This is a genomic window from Pseudomonas syringae pv. coryli str. NCPPB 4273 (assembly GCF_000972175.1).
GTDB lineage: Bacteria > Pseudomonadota > Gammaproteobacteria > Pseudomonadales > Pseudomonadaceae > Aquipseudomonas > Aquipseudomonas syringae.
Map to the genome: position 1 here is coordinate 282,389 of NZ_AWQP01000004.1, position 18,174 is coordinate 300,562.

General features: G+C 59.9%; 17 protein-coding genes and 1 pseudogene. 9 read left to right on the top strand and 9 right to left on the bottom strand.

Annotated features, from left to right (window positions below):
* Window positions 1-7: 7 nt before the first annotated feature.
* Window positions 8-1,237, bottom strand: a complete 1,230-nt coding sequence (locus tag P406_RS03120) for an MFS transporter (RefSeq protein WP_046235308.1) — start codon at window positions 1,235-1,237, stop codon at window positions 8-10.
* A gap of 106 nt (window positions 1,238-1,343) precedes the next feature.
* Between P406_RS03120 and P406_RS03125 the strand changes: the two genes are divergently transcribed.
* Together P406_RS03125 and P406_RS03130 are read left to right on the top strand one after the other, a co-directional pair.
* Window positions 1,344-1,889 carry a TetR/AcrR family transcriptional regulator gene (locus P406_RS03125; RefSeq protein WP_003411332.1) on the top strand — a complete coding sequence of 182 codons (546 nt, stop codon included), beginning with the start codon at window positions 1,344-1,346 and terminating at the stop codon, window positions 1,887-1,889.
* A gap of 78 nt (window positions 1,890-1,967) precedes the next feature.
* Window positions 1,968-3,272 (top strand): leucine-rich repeat-containing protein kinase family protein, encoded by a 1,305-nt coding sequence (locus P406_RS03130; RefSeq protein ID WP_046235309.1) that lies wholly within the window; start codon window positions 1,968-1,970, stop codon window positions 3,270-3,272.
* A gap of 20 nt (window positions 3,273-3,292) precedes the next feature.
* Here P406_RS03130 and P406_RS03135 read toward each other — a convergent pair whose 3' ends face one another.
* Window positions 3,293-3,997 (bottom strand): YebC/PmpR family DNA-binding transcriptional regulator, encoded by a 705-nt coding sequence (locus tag P406_RS03135; protein WP_003364547.1) that lies wholly within the window; start codon window positions 3,995-3,997, stop codon window positions 3,293-3,295.
* A gap of 326 nt (window positions 3,998-4,323) precedes the next feature.
* On the opposite strand from P406_RS03135, the gene tssI reads away from it, so the two are divergent.
* Complete coding sequence (tssI, locus tag P406_RS03140; RefSeq protein WP_046235310.1) at window positions 4,324-5,946, top strand: type VI secretion system tip protein TssI/VgrG; 1,623 nt, start codon at window positions 4,324-4,326, stop codon at window positions 5,944-5,946.
* Here the strand turns inward: tssI and P406_RS03145 are convergent.
* The gene (locus P406_RS03145; protein ID WP_046235311.1) at window positions 5,886-6,659 is read right to left on the bottom strand and encodes an enoyl-CoA hydratase; all 774 of its coding nucleotides are present in this window, start codon (window positions 6,657-6,659) and stop codon (window positions 5,886-5,888) included. The genes tssI and P406_RS03145 overlap by 61 nt on opposite strands.
* A 91-nt stretch (window positions 6,660-6,750) precedes the next feature.
* Window positions 6,751-7,959, bottom strand: a complete 1,209-nt coding sequence (locus P406_RS03150) for an acetyl-CoA C-acyltransferase (RefSeq protein ID WP_046235312.1) — start codon at window positions 7,957-7,959, stop codon at window positions 6,751-6,753.
* A 174-nt stretch (window positions 7,960-8,133) separates the two neighbouring features.
* Between P406_RS03150 and P406_RS03155 the strand changes: the two genes are divergently transcribed.
* Together P406_RS03155 and P406_RS03160 are read left to right on the top strand one after the other, a co-directional pair.
* A complete protein-coding gene (locus P406_RS03155; protein WP_003411342.1) occupies window positions 8,134-8,613 on the top strand; it encodes an LEA/WHy family protein in 480 nt (159 codons plus the stop codon).
* A gap of 189 nt (window positions 8,614-8,802) precedes the next feature.
* Complete coding sequence (locus tag P406_RS03160) at window positions 8,803-9,621, top strand: glycoside hydrolase family protein (protein ID WP_370737585.1); 819 nt, start codon at window positions 8,803-8,805, stop codon at window positions 9,619-9,621.
* A 37-nt stretch (window positions 9,622-9,658) separates the two neighbouring features.
* Here P406_RS03160 and P406_RS29980 read toward each other — a convergent pair.
* Window positions 9,659-9,955: pseudogene (locus tag P406_RS29980) on the bottom strand (hypothetical protein); the annotation flags it as partial.
* A gap of 582 nt (window positions 9,956-10,537) precedes the next feature.
* Between P406_RS29980 and P406_RS03165 the strand changes: the two are divergent.
* Window positions 10,538-10,780 carry a hypothetical protein gene (locus tag P406_RS03165; protein WP_010409284.1) on the top strand — a complete coding sequence of 81 codons (243 nt, stop codon included), beginning with the start codon at window positions 10,538-10,540 and terminating at the stop codon, window positions 10,778-10,780.
* Entirely contained in the window at window positions 10,777-13,518 is a 2,742-nt protein-coding gene (locus tag P406_RS03170; protein ID WP_046235313.1) for a glycoside hydrolase family 3 protein, read from the top strand. Before P406_RS03165 ends, P406_RS03170 begins: the two co-directional genes overlap by 4 nt.
* 15 nt (window positions 13,519-13,533) lie before the next feature.
* On the opposite strand, the gene P406_RS03175 is transcribed toward P406_RS03170, so the two are convergent.
* The 3 genes from P406_RS03175 to P406_RS03185 all read right to left on the bottom strand — a co-directional run bounded on the left by P406_RS03175 (window position 13,534) and on the right by P406_RS03185 (window position 15,927).
* Entirely contained in the window at window positions 13,534-14,184 is a 651-nt protein-coding gene (locus P406_RS03175; protein ID WP_003411350.1) for a TetR/AcrR family transcriptional regulator, read from the bottom strand.
* A 22-nt stretch (window positions 14,185-14,206) separates the two neighbouring features.
* Window positions 14,207-15,568 carry an MATE family efflux transporter gene (locus P406_RS03180; protein ID WP_003411353.1) on the bottom strand — a complete coding sequence of 454 codons (1,362 nt, stop codon included), beginning with the start codon at window positions 15,566-15,568 and terminating at the stop codon, window positions 14,207-14,209.
* Between the two features lie 104 nt (window positions 15,569-15,672).
* Window positions 15,673-15,927 (bottom strand): hypothetical protein, encoded by a 255-nt coding sequence (locus P406_RS03185; protein WP_003315380.1) that lies wholly within the window; start codon window positions 15,925-15,927, stop codon window positions 15,673-15,675.
* 153 nt (window positions 15,928-16,080) lie between these two features.
* On the opposite strand from P406_RS03185, the gene P406_RS03190 reads away from it, so the two are divergent.
* Complete coding sequence (locus tag P406_RS03190; protein ID WP_003400563.1) at window positions 16,081-16,398, top strand: ElaB/YgaM/YqjD family protein; 318 nt, start codon at window positions 16,081-16,083, stop codon at window positions 16,396-16,398.
* Between the two features lie 93 nt (window positions 16,399-16,491).
* Here P406_RS03190 and P406_RS03195 read toward each other — a convergent pair whose 3' ends face one another.
* The gene (locus tag P406_RS03195; protein WP_046235314.1) at window positions 16,492-16,833 is read right to left on the bottom strand and encodes a hypothetical protein; all 342 of its coding nucleotides are present in this window, start codon (window positions 16,831-16,833) and stop codon (window positions 16,492-16,494) included.
* Window positions 16,834-17,101: 268 nt separating this feature from the next.
* Between P406_RS03195 and P406_RS03200 the strand changes: the two genes are divergently transcribed.
* Window positions 17,102-18,172 carry a M4 family metallopeptidase gene (locus P406_RS03200; protein WP_003417388.1) on the top strand — a complete coding sequence of 357 codons (1,071 nt, stop codon included), beginning with the start codon at window positions 17,102-17,104 and terminating at the stop codon, window positions 18,170-18,172.
* Window positions 18,173-18,174: the final 2 nt, after the last annotated feature.

Genomic DNA, 18,174 nt, shown 5'->3' on the forward strand with positions numbered 1-18,174 from the left:
TGCCCACCTACGCGTGGGCATTTTTGTTCGCGCGGGCGGCACGGCGTACGATCAGACTGGCCAGCGCGATCAGCGCCAGCGTGATCACCACGGCCCCGTAGACATTGCTGGTCATCACCAGGCCCGCCGAGTGGGCGAAGTATCCGGCGACCAGTGCCGGTATGCAGAAGGCCAGGTAGCTGAGCACCAGAAAAGCCGACATCAGCCCGCCCCGCTCGTGGGCATGCGCCAGGGGCATGAGCATGCGCAGGGCGCCCAGAAAGCTCGATCCAAACCCCACACCTGCGACCACTGCGCCGACGAAAAACAGCCACAGCAAACCGAGGTTGATCGAAAGCAGTATCACCGCGACACCCAGCGGCAAAAAGCTCGCACCTACCCACAAACCGAGCACCGGCTCGCGCTGACGCAGCGTCAGAATCGCCGCCGCGCCGCTGAGGGTCAGCGCCGCAACCGCCAGGCCGCCATTGAGCGGTGAAGTGGAGCCGGTCGCCGCCACCAGCAAGGACGGGCTCAACGACAGAAAGAAGCCACCCAGTGCCCACGCGGCGATGTCCACCGGCAGAACCAGCCACAGCATGCGCCGTGCCTGTTGCGGTACATGCAACGAGGGCTTGAGGGATTGCCAGACACCGGGCTGGCGACTGACGGTTTCCTCGACGCGTCCCAGGTAAAGGGCCTGACTCAGGAATGCGGCCAGCAACAAGCAGTAACCCAGCATCAGCGGCATCGGCGCGAACTGCGCCAGCAGTGCCGTACCCAGAGCGCCAACGGCCATGCCGAGCATAGGCGAAATACTGTTGATCAACGGCCCTTTGACCGAATCATTGTCCAGCAAGGCCGCGCCCAGTGCGCTGGCAGCCAGCCCTGTCGCAAAACCCTGCAGCAGGCGCGCGGCCACCAGCCAGCTGACATCACTGGCCAGAATGAACAGCAGCATCGAGACGCTTTGCAGCAGCAACGCGCCGAAAATCACCGGGCGCCGCCCCAGATAGTCAGACAGCGACCCGCCCATCAGCAAGGCAGCCAGCAGGCTGAATGCATACACTGCAAAAATCAGGGTAAGCACGCCCGCCGAGAATCCCCATGCCTCCTGGTACAGGTGATAGAGCGGCGTGGGCGTGCTGGACGCGGCAAAAAAGCATAACGTGGTAAACGCCAGAAACCCGAGATGGTTTCGTGCCCGACCGTCAGACTTCACGTCTGGCGACGTCGAATCGTTTGAAGAAAGGGACATGGATACGCTCTCCGCCAATGCAACCTGTTAAAGCCATAAATTAGCTTTTGCGGAGTGTGCGACGTGATAGCGCTTAAAGCAAATACTTTGTGTTAAGGTCCGCCGTATGGCTATTAAAGAAGCAATTCGCACCGGAGGCCGCAGTGCCCGGGTGCAGGAATCCATCCACCGCGCGGTCCGCGACTTGTTGCAGGAGCACGATCGCTCAGCACTCAGCGTGCCGATGATCGCGACCCGCGCAGGCGTTACGCCGTCGACCATTTATCGCCGCTGGGGTGATCTGACCACGTTGCTGGCGGACGCTGCGCTGGAGCGTCTGCGCCCTGACGTGCCAATCGATCAGGGCAGTCTGCATCAGGACCTGCTGACCTGGAGTGAAATGTATCTGGACGAAATGTCATCGGCACCTGGCCGGGCATTGATGCGCGATGTGGCCGCCAGCACGTCCGGCTGTGTGGGCAAGTGTGCAGCGATGGTTCGCGAGCAGCTGCAGGTCATGATCGATCGCGCCATGGCTCGCGGGGAGGTTTCCCCCAGTGCCGACGACATGATCGATGCCGTCATTGCGCCGATGATTTACCGGATTCTGTATGCCGAATCGGCGCCGACGCCCGAACGCGTGCGTCAATGGGTCGACCGCTGCCTGGGCTGAGCCGCTTTGCAGGGAGTCAGCGGCGGCAACTCCCGTTATCATGCGCACCTCGTCCGACACCAATGACCGAACCTATTCATGCACACCCTCGCAGATCTACGCGCCGGCAAGCTGGCAGGCATCAAACGGCTTGACCTCTCCTGTGGCCTGAGCGAATTCCCGGTCGAAATCTTCGACCTGGCCGACACGCTGGAAGTCTTGAATCTCAGCGGCAACAGGCTGACCTCGCTGCCCGACGACCTGTGTCGCCTGACCCGCCTGCGCGTGCTGTTCGTATCAGACAACGCCTTTACGCACCTGCCGGAAAGCATTGGCCGATGCCAGCAGTTGCAGATTGTCGGCCTCAAGGCCAATCGCATAGAGCAAGTCAGCGCCGCGGCACTGCCGCCGCGCCTGCGCTGGCTGATCCTCACCGACAACCGCATCGAGTCGCTGCCCGACGAACTGGGCTGCCGCCCGGACCTGCAAAAGCTGATGCTCGCCGGCAATCGCCTGCGCACCCTGCCCGCGACCCTCGCGCAGTGTCACAAGCTGGAGCTGATCCGCATTGCGGCCAATCGTCTGACCGAGTTGCCGGACTGGCTGCTGAGCCTGCCTGCCCTGGCATGGCTCGCCTTCGCCGACAACCCGCTGTGCGCAGAGCGTCCCAGCGCGCCGATCCGGGAAATCCCCTGGCAACATCTCAGCCTTCATCAACGCCTGGGCGAAGGTGCGTCGGGGATCATTCAACAGGCGGTCTGGCACGACGCCGGCGAGGAGCGCATGGCAGCGGTCAAGCTGTACAAGGGCGCGGTCACCAGCGATGGATCGCCGCTCAATGAAATGGCGGCCTGCATCGCCGCAGGCCGCCACGCACAGCTGATCGAGGTGCTTGGACAGATCAGCGGGCATCCCGAGCAGCAGCGCGGCCTGGTCATGGCGCTGATAGCCCCCGATTTCGGCAATCTCGCCGGTCCGCCGAGCCTGGAATCCTGTAGCCGCGATGTCTACGCCAACGGCACGCGCTTTTCCCTGCCGGTGCTGCTGCGCCTCGCTGAAGGCATCGCATCGGTCACCGCGCACCTGCACGCCCACGGGATCACGCATGGCGACCTTTATGGCCACAACATTCTTGTGCAGGAGGATGGCAATTGCCTGCTGAGCGACTTCGGCGCGGCGTCCTTTCACCCGTCAGCCGGGCTGGGTGAGGCGCTGGAGCGCATCGAAACGCGGGCATTCGGTATCTTGCTGGGGGAATTGCTGGAGCGTTGCGAGGCAGATCCGCAGGATCAGAACGTCGTGGCGGGTCTACAGGCGCTGCAGGCAAGCTGCGTTCAGCCTGATTGCCAGCAACGACCGTCGCTGGCAGAGATTCTTCTACAGATCAAAACATGGAGCGCGTAAAGCGCTCCATTGCGCAGTGATCAGCCTGCCAGGCCCACGTAAACGTTCTGCACGTCATCATGGTTGTCGATGGCTTCGAGAAACGCTTCGACTTCGGCCATCTGCTCATCGGTCAGGCCGTCCACGGTGCTTTTCGGGCGGTAGCCCAGTTGCGCGGACTGAACGGTGAAACCGAATTCCGGGAGCGCCTTGCAGACCGCGTCCATGTCGGTGGATTCGGTCAGGAACAGCGTCGCGCCCTCTTCACCGGGCTCGAAATCCTGGGCGCCGGCCTCGATTGCCGCCAGCTCCGGGTCGGCATCTGCTGCTGCAGGAACAGCCTCGATCATGCCCTGATACAAAAAGTCCCACGAAACTGAACCCGCAGCGCCCAACTGGCCCTTGCGGAACAGCACGCGAATTTCCGAGACCGTCCGATTGATGTTGTCGGTCAGGCACTCGACGATCACCGGCACGCGGTGTGGCGCAAAACCTTCGTAGGTCAGACGCTCGAAGTTGACGCTCTCACCCAGCAGGCCTGCGCCTTTCTTGATGGCACGCTCCAGCGTCTCACGCGGCATCGAGGCCTTCTTGGCCTGCTCGACCACCAGCCGCAGACGCGAGTTCATGTCCGGGTCTGCGCCAGCACGAGCCGCGATCATGATCTCCTTGGACAGCTTGCCAAACGTACGTCCCTTGGCATTGGCTGCCGCTTCTTTATGCTTGACCTTCCACTGTGCGCCCATGTCTGCTCTCTTGATTCGCTAGGCACCTCGCCGCCTGCGCCTGCATGACTCACAGAACGCGACGCTGGCAAGGCGCTGAAAAAGGGTCACCGGCAAATACCCTGTCCGGCGCGGCGCATTTTATACGCGATCACGGCAGATGAAACCCCCGACAGGCAGATTGCCCTCATGAACTCGCCAAGATGACTGCCAATCCGGCCAACGGCAATCATCGTCTTTCCATCAACGCTTGTAGGTTCTTTCCGAAAAACCTCGCAGCAATGCTTTTGTAACCCTGTATTCCGTAACCTTCGCGGCCCCGTTTTTGAAGCTAGAGAGCCCCGCGGATGCGCAAGGACCTGCAAGTGCCCTTCATGCTGGCGATCACCGACTGCCAGCCGGATCTGCATATCATCAGCTTCGCCGGCCATGAAGCCCTCAATGAAACGTATCGCTTCGACATCTGGATGATCGGCAGCGACCCGCAACTGGATGTGCGCAGCCTGCTGCATCGCGAAGCGTTTCTAAGCTTCGGCGAATCCGGCAGCGGCAGGCATGGCCGTATCGACCATGCGGCGCGGCTCCACAGCGGGGCTCGCGTGAGTCTCTACCACCTGATTCTGGTGCCTGATCTGCAACGGCTGGTGCAACATCGACAACGCCGTACCTATCAGGACCTTGCGATTCCTCAACTGATCGTGCAGTTGCTTGAAGCGCACAGTATCGGCGCGAACGCATACCGATTCGAGCACTTGAATGGTCTTTATCCTGCCAGGCCGCTGCACATCCAGTACGACGAAAGCGATCTGCACCTTTTGCAGCGCCTGTGCGAGGAAGAAGGCATGCATTTCCGTTTCGAGCATCGCCAGAGCGGTCACCGGCTGGTGTTCTCGGACGACCCTGCGAGCTTTCCGGCGCAGCCATTGCCGGTGCGCTTCAAGCACCCGCAGACGTCAGGCGCGTTGCGAGAGACACTGTCGCACCTGGCCGAGCGACTGGCGTTTCCGCACGTTTCAAGACAACCCGCCGACCACCCGCAACCTGCACACGCACCCTCTTCGCCGCACGATGCACACCCTCTGACGATGGCGGCCAATCATGCCTTTCAACCGCCAGGCTTTCGTGGAGCAATCAGCCCCCAGGAGGCCCTGAGCCGGCAGCGTGGCAGTCGCAGGCTGGAGCGCCTGCGTTGCGAACGGCGCGATGTCAGAGGACGAAGCACCGACACCGCCTTGCAGTGCGGTGAAGTCATTCAGGTGCTCGATCATCCGGAACCCTTGCTCAACGACCAATGGTTAGTGGCCGAAGTGGTTCACGCGGGCAGGCAGTTACAGGTGCTGAAAGGTGCCGCCGCCCATGATGCGCTGGCAATCCTGCGTATCCTCGTCGAAGCGAAGCGTTCGTCACCCGACGCTGAACAGTTGCAAGGCAACGGTTACTGCAACAGCTTCAGGGTCATTCCGTGGGCGACGCCGTTTCGCCCGTCGAACAACCACCCGAGACCCGCGGTCACTGGTGAGCATTTCGCCACCTTGCAGCGCAACGACATACGGCCAGACCCACCCGGATACCGTTCAATCCGCTTCGACTGGCACGTGCAAAGCCTGGAAGACCAACCCGCACGACGCTGGCCGATGGCCGAGGTCGCCTGCCCGGAGGTTCATCGGCTAGCACCGGGCGCACGAGTGCGGGTCCGCTTTCTCGACAATCATCCCGAACGGCCGGTAATTTGCGCAGTACTGTCACCGGGTCATGAGCTGGACGGGATGACGGCACAATCGGCTGGCTGTATTCGAGTGGCGAGCGGTGAGCACTTGCACGTCAATGCCCACGACGGATTGCTGGTACGCGGGCAAGCCGCGACGCTGCACGTTGACGCGCAGCGTATCCTGATCGTGGGCCATAAGGATCAGCAGTCCTTGAAATCGGGCTGGCGCTTGTCGATAAAGGCGCGCATGCCCTCCTTCTGATCCTGGCTGGCGAAGGCGGCGTGAAAGACCCGGCGTTCGAAGCGGATGCCTTCGGCCAGGCTGACCTCGAATGCGCGGTTGACGCTCTCCTTGACCATCATCGCCACTGGCAGGGATTTACTCGCGATGACCGCTGCCACTGCCAGCGTTTCCGGCAGCAACTGCTCGAGCGGCAGCACGCGGGCCACCAGACCGGCGCGCTCGGCCTCTTGAGCATCGATCAACCGGCCGGTCAGGCACATTTCCATGGCCTTGGCCTTGCCCACCGCGCGGGTCAGACGCTGCGTACCGCCCATGCCCGGCAACACGCCGAGATTGATCTCGGGCTGTCCAAACCTGGCATTTTCGGCGGCCAGAATGAAATCGCACATCAATGCCAGTTCACAGCCGCCACCCAAGGCGAAACCGGCTACCGCAGCCACCAGGGGTTTGCGTCGGGCGGCGACCCGGTCGCTTTCACGAAACAGGTCATCAAGGTAGATCTGCGGGTAGGACAGGTCGACCATTTCCTTGATATCCGCGCCGGCGGCAAAGGCTTTTTCCGAACCGGTCAGCACGATGCAGCCGATCGCACTGTCCGCCTCGAACTGGTCGAGGGCATGGTTCAATTCGTTGATCAGGCGCGCATTCAAGGCGTTCAACGCCTTGGGCCGGTTCAGTCTGATCAGACCTACACCATCTATAACCTCTATGAGAAGCGTCTCGTAAAGCATTGATAAATATCCTTTTTATTTGATTATGAAATCAACAGCCTTTTATAGAATCAACATTCGATTATTAGATCAAGCCGTTGATTAATAACGTTTAATCAAAAATTTCGACAGCTATTGCGGTAGCTTCACCGCCGCCGATGCAGATTGCCGCAATACCACGCTTGAGTTGTCGATGCTGCAAGGCCGCCAGCAGCGTCACGATGATCCGCGCACCCGAGGCGCCGATCGGATGACCGAGCGCGCAGGCACCGCCATTGACATTGACCTTATCGCGCGGGATGTCCAGCTCGCGCATTGCCACCAGCGGCACCACGGCAAAGGCCTCATTGATCTCGAACAGATCGACGTCGCCCAGAGTCCAGCCTGTATTGCCCAAAAGGCGCTGAATGGCGCCTATCGGCGCTGTTGGAAACAGGCCCGGCTGATCGGCGAACGCAGCATGCGCATGTAACACCGCCAGAGGCTTCAAGCCACGCCGCTGAGCCTCGGACTGACGCATCAACAGCAGCGCTGCTGCGCCATCAGAGATAGAACTGGAGTTGGCCGCGGTGACCGTGCCGCCCTCGCGAAAAGCGGGTTTGAGCGTGGGAATCTTGTCCGGACGCGCCTTGGGTGGCTGCTCATCGTGAGTGATTTGCCTCGACTCCTTGCCCACGGTGACTTGCACTGGCACGATCTCGGCGTCGAAATGGCCTCCGGCAATCGCCTGTTGCGCGCGAGCCAGTGAGGCCAGGGCAAACGCATCCTGTGCCTCGCGACTGAAACCGTTGAGCAAGGCGCAGTCCTCGGCGAAGGTGCCCATCAACCGGCCTGGCTCATAGGCATCCTCAAGGCCGTCGAGAAACATGTGATCGAGCACCTTGCCGTGCCCCATGCGATAACCGCTGCGCGCGCGGTCCAGCAGATAGGGCGCATTGGACATGCTCTCCATACCGCCAGCCACCACCACCGCAGTACTGTCTGCCAGCAACAGGTCATGGGCCATGATTGCGGTCTGCATGCCGGAACCGCACATCTTGTTGACCGTGCTGCACAGCGTCGCATGGCTCAGCCCGGCACCCAGCGCCGCCTGCCGAGCGGGTGCCTGACCGAGGCCTGCCGGCAGTACACAACCAAACAGTACGTGCTCCACGTCTGCAGGCTCGATACCTGCGCGCTCGACAGCGGCACGGATGGCGATCGATCCCAGCGCGGTGGCACTGAGGCTCTGCAGGTCGCCCTGAAAACCGCCCATGGGCGTGCGCACGGCACTGACAATGACCACGGGGTCTTGATGAGGGGGTGTCCTTTCGATGGACATGGCTATCTCCAGTCTTGTTTTTATAGATACGGGGGAATCATCAACCTGCTGTCTTGCAGACGCAATGGTTGAGGCAGGCAGATTAGCCGCTATCCCGGCATCGTGCCCGGCGCGCCGAATCTCTCATCACCGGCGAGGTCTGAAGATCACTGAACCTGACGCTGGAGCACACGAATGTCGCTACGCCTGATCCGCGCCCTGCTCTCGGGGCTGCTCATCCTCGGCTTGAGCGCCTGTGCGCTGATTCCCCATCGAGACCCGCTGACGATCAGCGTCGTGGGTATCGAACCCATCCCCGGCCAGGGTCTGGAACTGCGCATGGCGGTGACGTTGCGGGTGCAGAATCCGAACGAAACCGAGATCAACTACAACGGCGTCGCGCTGGACCTCGACGTGAACGACAGGCTGCTGGCCTCCGGGGTCAGCAACCAGAAAGGCACTGTAGGACGCTTCTCCGAAGCGGTGCTGGTGGTGCCGGTCAGCGTGTCGGCATTCGCTGCCTTGCGCCAGGCACTGGGGCTCAGCCAGAGCCAGCGTCTGGACAATCTGCCCTACACGCTTCGCGGCAAGCTGGCTGGCGGCCTGTTCGGCACGATGCGCTTCAGTGACAGCGGCACGCTGGATTTGCGCCAGGCAGAGGGAGATCCCTGGTAACAAGTCATTACGGGTGGTAATGCCTGTCGGGGTTTGGCAGGGTAAACGGGACGATACAGGTGGCATGTTTTCTGCTGCCTGACTGCAGCGCATGCTCTGCACCTCCCCACCCTCAAGGAAGATTTGCCAATGACTCCGCAGAACCCGTCAGCACGTTTTTTCCCGACTTTTCTGGCCCTTGTGACGCTGATGCTCAGCCTGTGCATGGCACCGGCATGGGCTGCAGAAAAAAGCGCCAAGCGTGGAATTGCCTACGACATCGCCCTGCCCGCCGACCTCAGTGCGTTATCTGCTGGCGTGAGCTGGTGGTACAACTGGAGCCCCAGACCCCATGACCGTCTGGCGTCTTACGATTATGCCTCGATGTACGGTGTGGATTTCATCCCGATGGTGTGGAACGGCAACGTTGACGACGGGCAGTTGAAGCAATACCTGCTGGCTCACTCAGCCATCCGCTATCTGCTGGTGATCAATGAGCCGAATCTGCTCGATCAGGCCAACATGACACCCGAAGCGGCGGCCAGCTTCTGGCCGAGGCTGGAACAGATCGCCGCCCAGACCGGTGTAAAGCTGGTGGGGCCAGCGATGAACTGGGGAACCATGCCAGGCTACGGCGACCCGGTCGTGTGGCTCGATGCCTTCTACACGGCCTATCGGTCGATGAATCAGAATCGGGACCCGCGCATCGATTACCTCGCTTTTCACTGGTACGACTATGGCTTGCCGGGGATGCTCGACCGTCTGTCAAAGTACGGAAAACCCTTCTGGGTCACCGAGTTCGCCAATTGGCACGCCCCGGATGACGGAGCGCAGATTGATTCAGTCGACAAGCAGAAACGCCAGATGGCGGAAATGGTCGCTACCCTCGAGCAGCGCCAGGACGTGTTCAGATACGCCTGGTTCACGGGCCGGATGAACCCTGACCCGCACTTTTCAAGCTTGCTGGACGCTGAAGGCAAGCTGACCGAACTGGGCCAGTATTACCTGTCGCTGCCACACAGCGAGTAACCCCGCGCGGCTCGGTCAACACATCTTCGCAGCCTCTCAGCGAGGCTGCGCCGATCTCGGTCAGACCGCTGATGATGTGCTGGGTGTAGGGAAATGACTGATCGGGTTCAAGGACTCTTGTCGAGATCAACAGCCCTTCCCTGACCAGCGTGTCGACCGTTGCGACACACACGTGGATCGCCGGGGCGCTTGAATAAGCACGCACCAGCTCCCTGTAGATCTGGCCAAAGGTCAGTTTTTGCGGTTTGCTGAAGCACAGGCGACCGACGATGCTCAACACCGCGAGGTCTAACCGCTGTTTTCCGTCACTCACCACTATTGCCTTTAACGTAATAAAAACTGACGCGCCGTCGGCTGATTATTCCTATCACCCTTGCACCCTCTGCACACGGCAATGGCCGATCGGTAATGCACACTTTCACGTCCAGTTTCAATGGAATAAAAATTAAAGACGTCGTTGACTAATGTGCACTTCAAGTGCCTGGAAATTTCTTTAAGCGTTCATTAATTCACGCTTACACCCCGATACTTACTCTTATGGAGCCGGCCTTTGAAACGCGCAGGAACCACGAGAATGCAAAGCTTACCAGCCGCTAAACCTAACGACAATTAGGTTTATTAAAAAACAATAAAAACCTAAAATAATGTAGATTTTTGGCTTTTAATGGCTGCATTAAGGCAAATTTACCGATTTTATTCTTTAAATACTGTCTAAATCCTTCGACCTCATCTGACAAAATCAGATGATGGCCAGGTGGCATCATTTATTAAAGTCTCCATTACTCATACTTTAGCGACCTGTGAACTGTTTACTGTCGCGCTGGACTGAGTGTTCAGCCGAGCCCTGCGCCATTGCAACAGCCGTCCGTTTTTATCCTGCAAACCATCAATCGAGATTCAATCGATGAATAGATCAATGCTGTCTGTTTTCAGTGCAGTACTTCTGTGCGCGCAAAGTGCCTTAACTTTCGCCGCAGACTCAACTTCCAGCACACCTGCCACCGGGTCCGATCAACAGATCCGGACGCAGGTGGAAGCCAAGCGCGACCAGTTGTCAGGCGCCGACAAGATCAACCCGGCCCAACAGCAGAGTTCGTCGTCCCTGCTCGACGCGCCGGTGGACACCGACGACGCCCCTGCCCAGGCACAACGACCATGAACAACCTCAATCAACCGATCACATCGACCGGAAGGACACTTGCCTTGTCAGCCTTCAAACAGACGCTGGGCCTGAGTCTGCTGACGTTCAGCGTCATGCAGGCCAACCTGGCACTCGCCGCCGTGACCCCGGCGACCGGCAACGAAGTCGAGGCGCGCGTCAGCTCGATTCTCGACAACATGAGCCAGTCGGAAAAGATCAACTTCACCCGCGTTAACGACGGTCACATGATCCCGTCCCTGCTCAAGTGGGGCATCAAGGGCACCGTGGCGTATGACTCGTCCATGGGCGTGCACGTCAACAACGCCACATTCGGCGCTCAATATCCGTCGCAGTCTGCGCTGGCAGCGACCTGGAGCATCAACCGGGCCAAGGAATTCGGCCTGGCCATCGCTTATGAAACGCGCATTTCCGGCGGTCAGCAGATGCTCTCGCCAGGCGTGAACCTGTACCGGACACCCTACAACGGCCGCTCGGCAGAATACGTCAGCGGTGAAGACCCGTTCCTCGGCGCCGTGCTTGCACCCGCTATCGTCAACGGCATTCAGGCTCAGGGGATCCAGGCCAGCGGCAAGCACTACCTGGCCAACGAACAGGAAGCCAATCGTCAGGCGGTCGACGTCAAGGTCGATGAGCGCACCCTGCGCGAACTGTATCTGCCAGGCTTCGAGTCGATGGTGAAGAACGCCAATGTCGCTTCGATCATGTGTGGCTTCAACAAGGTCAACGGCGACTACGCCTGTGAAAACCATCACTTGATCACCGAAGTGCTCAAGGGCGAATGGGGCTATCAGGGCATGGTCATCAGTGACTTCAACGCCATTCATGATGCCTTCAAGGGCGCGTGGGCCGGTACGGACATCGACATGCCCTCCGGCCTGCAGTTTACCGAAGCCAATCTCCTGCCCTACCTGTGGAGCGGGCAGCTGACCCAGAACGTGATCGACGACAAGGTCAAACGCAACCTGCGTGGCATCGTCAGCTACGACCTGCAGAACAACCTCAACACTGCCAAGACCCTTGAGCATCCGGAATACGGCATGCGTGCTGCGCTGAATACCGCGCGCGAATCCATCGTGCTGCTGCGCAACGAGAACACCGCTGCCGGCAAACCGCTGCTGCCGCTGGAGCGCTCAGCGAAAATCGCCGTGATCGGTAACTGGGCGCACGACGTACCGGCATCGCCTTTCGGCACGGCCAATTCACCGCCCAACAGCTACGTGACCGAGCTGAGCGGTTTGCAGCAACTGGCATCCAGCAGCAGCGATGTCACGTATCTGTCAGAGATGAGCCTGAATCCGGCGAGCTCGGTGTGGTATCAGCCAGCAACCGGCGACAACGGGATCAGCAACGCCGGGGTAAAAGCCGAATACTTCTCCAACACCAGCTTTTCCGGTGACCCGGTGCTGACACGTGTGGAACCCGGCGTGAACCTGAACTGGACCACCGGCAGCAACGTAACCAACGCAGGCAGCACTGCGGTATCTGGCTTCAGCCCGACAGCCGGCGCCTTCTCGGCACGTTTCACCACCACCATCAAGCCCACCATCTCGGGTGCTCAGGCGTTCAAGGTGCGTGCGGATGGCCCGTACAAACTCTGGGTCAACGATGAACTCATCGTGCAGAGCGACGGCGTGCCTTACTCGGGCGATGTGGTGAATGCGCTGACAACGTCGGGTAAAACTGCGGCACTGTCGGCCGGCAAGACCTATACCGTGAAACTGGAATACCAGCGCGTACAGGGCAATTTCATTCCCGCACTGGGCGGCCTGACCGGCGTACAGATGAGCTGGGCTGCGTTGCGTCCGCCGAAGGACCTGTCGAAATACGATGCGGTGGTGGTTGCGGCCGGCACCACGTCTGAAAACGAAGGCGAAGGTTCCGACCACGGCTTCGATCTGCCAGACCAACAGGCTGAACTGATCAGCTTCGTCGCCAAGGCCAACCCCAACACCATCGTGGTCATGCACGGCGGTGGCGTGGCCAACATGCAGCCATGGGCGAACAAGGTCGGCGCCACGCTGCAAGCGTGGTTCCCGGGTCAGCAAGGCGGTCAGGCACTGGCCGAGATTCTCTACGGCAAGGTCAACCCGTCGGGCAAGTTGCCGGTCACGATCGACAAGAACATCGAGGATAACCCGAGCTATGCCTCTTATCCGGACCCGGCGGCCTACCGCGGCAGCAACCCGCTGACCGAAATGACCTACAGCGAAGGCCTGTACATGGGTTATCGCGGCTATGACAAGAAACACGCCAAGCCGCTTTATCCATTCGGCTATGGCCTGTCTTACACCACGTTCAGCTACAGCGACCTGAAGCTGTCGACCAACGTGCTGACCCCAGGCTCGACGATCGACGTGAAATTCACGGTGACCAATACCGGTGACAAGGCAGGCTTCGAGGTGGCGCAGCTGTATGTGCAGCCGGTCAAACCTGCTGTGGACCGTCCGGAGAAAGAGCTCAAGGGCTTCACCAAGGTGTACCTGCAGCCGGGCGAGAGCAAGACCGTCAGCGTACCGATAGACTCACGCTCGCTGGCTTACTACGTCGACAAGACGGCAAGCTGGGACGTCGATGCCGGGAAATTCAAGATCCTCGTCGGTGCGGATTCGGAGAACCTCACGCTCAACAGGACGCTGATCACCCTGTACCCGGAAAAACTGACCACGCGTGACAGCAACCCGCTGCCATTGCCACTGCGCAAGGCAGTCCAGGTCAGCGCAGCACAGACCTACTGATGCACCCGTCAAGGCTCATGGATGAGCCTTGATATCCCTTCCCAATCGCTGCACGTAGATATCGAAAACCGCCATGACATCCACGTCCTGAGGGCTTCGCAGCCACTGAATCTGCAAGCCGTCCATGACCGAGAAGATCTCCTGGGCCAGGGCTTTGACATTGATATCGCCGCGCACCTCCCCCGCCTCTATCAACGCCTGCAAATGCCCGCGTGCGTGTTCGTGGGTCAGCTGGAATCGCTCAAGGTGCCAGGCCCAGGCCGGGTGCGCCTTCGACAGGCTCTCGGTATTCATCAGCAGTGCGGCCTGACACTCCTCGGCATTCTCGATACTGAAACTCATGCTCAGCTTGAGAAACTTCAGAAACCCTTCAAGCGTCGGCTCGGTGACCAGATCCTGAAAGCGCGAGGTGACCCGCTGGTCCCTGCGTTCCAGCAAGGCGGCGAGCAGTGCTTCCTTGTTGGGGAAATGGTGCAGCAACCCCACCGTGGTGATACCGGCAAGCAGTGCGACCTCGCGCATCGACGCGCTCGAATAGCCGTCTCTGGCAAAAACAACGGTCGCGGCGTCCAGCAAGGCCTTTCTGCGCATGTCTCCCTTGGGCGCGCGACGACGCTTGGGTGGGGCCGTTTCTGCGGATTCATTCCCTGATTCTTCGATGACCATAAAAACCTGATAACGCCTTGATTCAATGTGCCCCGATGCTCATGACCGGGGCCCTGCTGGTAAAAAACCGTTTCGCCGTCAGCGACGCCGTGGTGATGGAGATCAGCGCGATAAGCGCATTGCCGGTAAACATGCCGGGCAAGGCACCGCTGCTGCCGAACCAGTGGGTCCCGGCGAAGACGAACGGCACTGTACCCGCCGTTGCCCTGAGCCAGGCAAACACCGCGACCCACCACGACCTGTTCATGGTCAGGAATACCGCGATGGCGACGAAATCCAGACCAATCAGAACCCAGAGACCGCCGCCCCACAAACAAAAGGCCATGAACACGGCACGGGCTTCGTCCCCCAATTGGTAGAGGTCGGCAATCATGCCACCACAAAGCAGCAGCACCAGCCACACCGCCAGCCCATAGCAGACCACCAGCCGCCGGGTAAAAATGACCGCAGAACGCACGCGATCATCGCGGCTCGCACCAATGTTCTGACCCAGCACCGGGGCAAGCGCGCCAGGCAGGGCAAAAAAAGCGCAGTACGAAAACTGTATGACCCGATCCAGCACCGTCATCGCGGCCAGAGCGGAAGTGCCAAATGCCGATAGCGAGGCGACAAGATAAGCCAAACCGACCGGCGTCGCCAGATTTGCCGCCATCGCCGGGAGCGCCAGCCTGAAGGTATGCCGCGCATGCAGACGTAACAGTTTCAGATGGCGGGTGAACACCATGCCTATTCGGCTGCGCACCCAATACAGCCCGATGGACGCGGAAACTGCTGCGGATACGGCAAACGCGATCCCCGCACCGTCGAGCCCCAGGCCGAGCCCGAAGATGAAAAACGGGTCCGCCACTGCCAGCGTGGCGGCAGCGGACAGCACGACGCCCATCGCCCGGCGGTTGTCACCAATGGTTCTGAGCATCTGCGCCGACATCTGCATCACCGCCTGCAACGCGGTAAAAGGCAGGGTCAGCCAGATAAAACTGCGCGCAGCCTCGTAAGTGGCCGCCTCGGCACCCAGCCATCGCATGATTGGCACGATGAAGGTCAACTGCGCGGCGGCTGCCAGACCGCTGACCGTGATCACCATGAGCATCAGGCTGCCGGTGAGCCTGGGTATCGATCTGGCCGCCCGATGGCCGATGCGCGCGGAAAGTACCGAGGCTCCGGCGATGATCAGGCCGGTTGCCAGCGCGCCGTTGAAAAACATCAGGACCTTGGCAATGCCGACAGCCGCCAGAAGCACGGGGTCATGCAGCATCGATACGTAGACCAGCGTGAGAATGTCGACCAGAAAGACGGCGAACAGGCTCAAGGCGCTGGCACTGGCGGTGACGACGATATGACGCGCTACGCTGCCTTGGGTAAATCTTGCACTGGCTTGGGCCATCAACGTTCTCAAAGGGCCTGACGGGTCAGAAAGGCAAGACACCCTCACGCCGAAGCGTCAAGAGCGATCAGCGCTGGAGTGTCGGGTCGCTGTCAGATGTGCTGCTACCTGCTCGCCGCCATCAGACGATTCACTTCACTGCGGACCATGTTGGCGTATTCCGGCGGACTCATGGTATCCAGCTCGGAACGAACCCACTCAGACCACTTGCCCTTGCGCTTGGCGCGCTCGCCCATCAGGCGTGCTGCCTCGCCCTTGGCCTTGCCCAGATTGCTCTGCCACAGTTCGAACAGACGGGATTTTTCGTCTTCGAGAGCGGTACGCTCAGGGAGCGGCCGATTGGCCAGATTGAAACTCATCACAGTCACCTACGGCTAAAAACGGCTGCATCTTACACCTGTAAGGGGCATTGCTTGCAGAGTCTTGCGTCGGGTGATTCAAGCAATTGCAACTTTTCAGGATGCGCGAGACTCCATTGAACACTGTTGCCACCACTTGAAAGGAATACACCCATGGCTCGTAAGACCCCTGCTCAACAAGCTGCCGATCAAATCAAGGATCAGGCATTCAGTGACCTGCAGGCACTGATCGAAGAATCCGACAAACTGCTCAAGGAAAGTGCTGCACTGGTGGGCGAAGAAGCAGAGACATTGCGTGCGCAGTTGAGCGTCAAACTCAAGCAGGCACTGGATTCGATGGCCAGCGTTCGCGACCGCACCAAGCCGGTTGTCGAAGCGACCGAAACCTACATCGGTGGTCATCCATGGCAGACCGTGGCTATTTCTGCGGGCTTTGGCCTGGTAGTTGGCCTGCTGCTGGGTCGTCGTTGATCGACTGATGAACGGCATCGCGGGCCAGGTTGCTGGCCCGTGGTGCTGATGCAGTGAAGTGTGATGAAGCAAATGTAAACCTGGCGAACGCCCTTAGCGGGTGTGCTGTACCACCGACGGCTCGGCAAAACGGTGCGACTTGGTCACCTTCGCCTGTAACGTCACGCGCTCTTCCTCGGCCTTGGCCTGGCTTTCATAAGGCCCTATCAATACCTGCTGTTTCCCGTCCACGTCCACGATGATCGGGGCATAACTGCGCTCGAGCAACCAGGCGCTGGAATCGCTGACCGCCTCCCGCGAGTTCATCTGAATGAACCACTGCGGCGTAGCGACCGGAGCAGTCACTGCCGTCCCCTGGACTTTATCCCTGGCGGGCCCGCCTCCATCGCATCCGGCCAGAGCCAGTACCGCTATCATCATTACCGTCTTGCGCACGTAGGTCTGCTCCTCGTCTGAAGTGGCGCGAGTCTAACATTGCCGCGCGGCCCGTTGATCGCCTGTGTCGAGGTGTCGCATGGCCACTGGAATGACGTGAAGTACCCGCAATACGGGGCTATCGCCCCATCAGTCAGTTTCGGCCACCATCGCCGATCATGTAATCAGATATTTCGTTGCATATAAACGCGACACGAGGGTGTCAAACGACTGCGACCATGTTGATCGATGGCTTGCCGCCATCGATGCATTAGTACAGGAGTTCATCATGTGCGACGACCGAAATCCGCTGCATTGCTTCATTCCGCCTTACATGCTCGAGCGTATGGCGCAGTCCCCCAAGAATCTGGTCAGCGCCCGGGCCATTGCCAACCTGACGAGCAGCTCGGCATTCCTCGCTTCCCGTCTCTCTGCGCGCACCATGCCATCCATGCACGCGATCAAATCGCCAGACGGACGAAAGCACCGTGTTATTCATGATGCCAAGGGCACTGACGATCTCCCCGGCGCGGTGGTGCGCAAGGAAGGCCAGGCAGCGACGGGCGACAAGGCAACCGATGAAGCCTACGATGGCTCAGGCGACGTCTATGACTTCTATGCGCAACTGTTCGAACGCAACTCGCTGGACGACAGTGGCATGTCGCTGGTCTCGACCGTGCACGTCGCCGAAGTGGATTTCAACGGCGAGCATGTGCCGCTGAGCAATGCCTATTGGAATGGCAGTCAGATGGCTTACGGCGATGGTGATGACCTGGTCTTCAAGCGCTTTACCGGGAGCCTTGAGGTGATTGGTCATGAACTCACCCACGGCGTGCAGAGCTTCACCTCGAACCTGGACTACCGCGGGCAATCCGGGGCCTTGAACGAGCACTTTGCCGATGTATTCGGCATGCTGGTGCGCCAGTGGAAACAAGGCACCAGCGCAGCCGAGTCGGACTGGGTGGTGGGCAAGGAGTTACTGGTGCCCGCGCCGACGCGACGAGGCATTCGCGATATGGAAAAACCCGGCACCGCGTATTCCAACGATCCGGATCTGGGTGATGATCCGCAACCGGCGACGATGGCCGACCTGTATACCGGTGCCAAGGATCGCGGCGGCGTGCACATCAACTCCGGCATTCCGAACCGGGCATTCGTGCTGGTGGCCAAGGCGCTGGGCGGAAATGCCTGGGAAGTGGCGGGCAGAATCTGGTATGAAACGATGCTGGAGCTGGCCTCGGACAGTCAATTCATCGATTGTGCCAAGGCCAGCATAAAAGTAGCCTCGGACCCACGTTTTGGCCCCAAAGCCAAGAAAGCCGTGCAGGCGGCCTGGAAAGAGGTCGGTCTCAAGGTATAGCC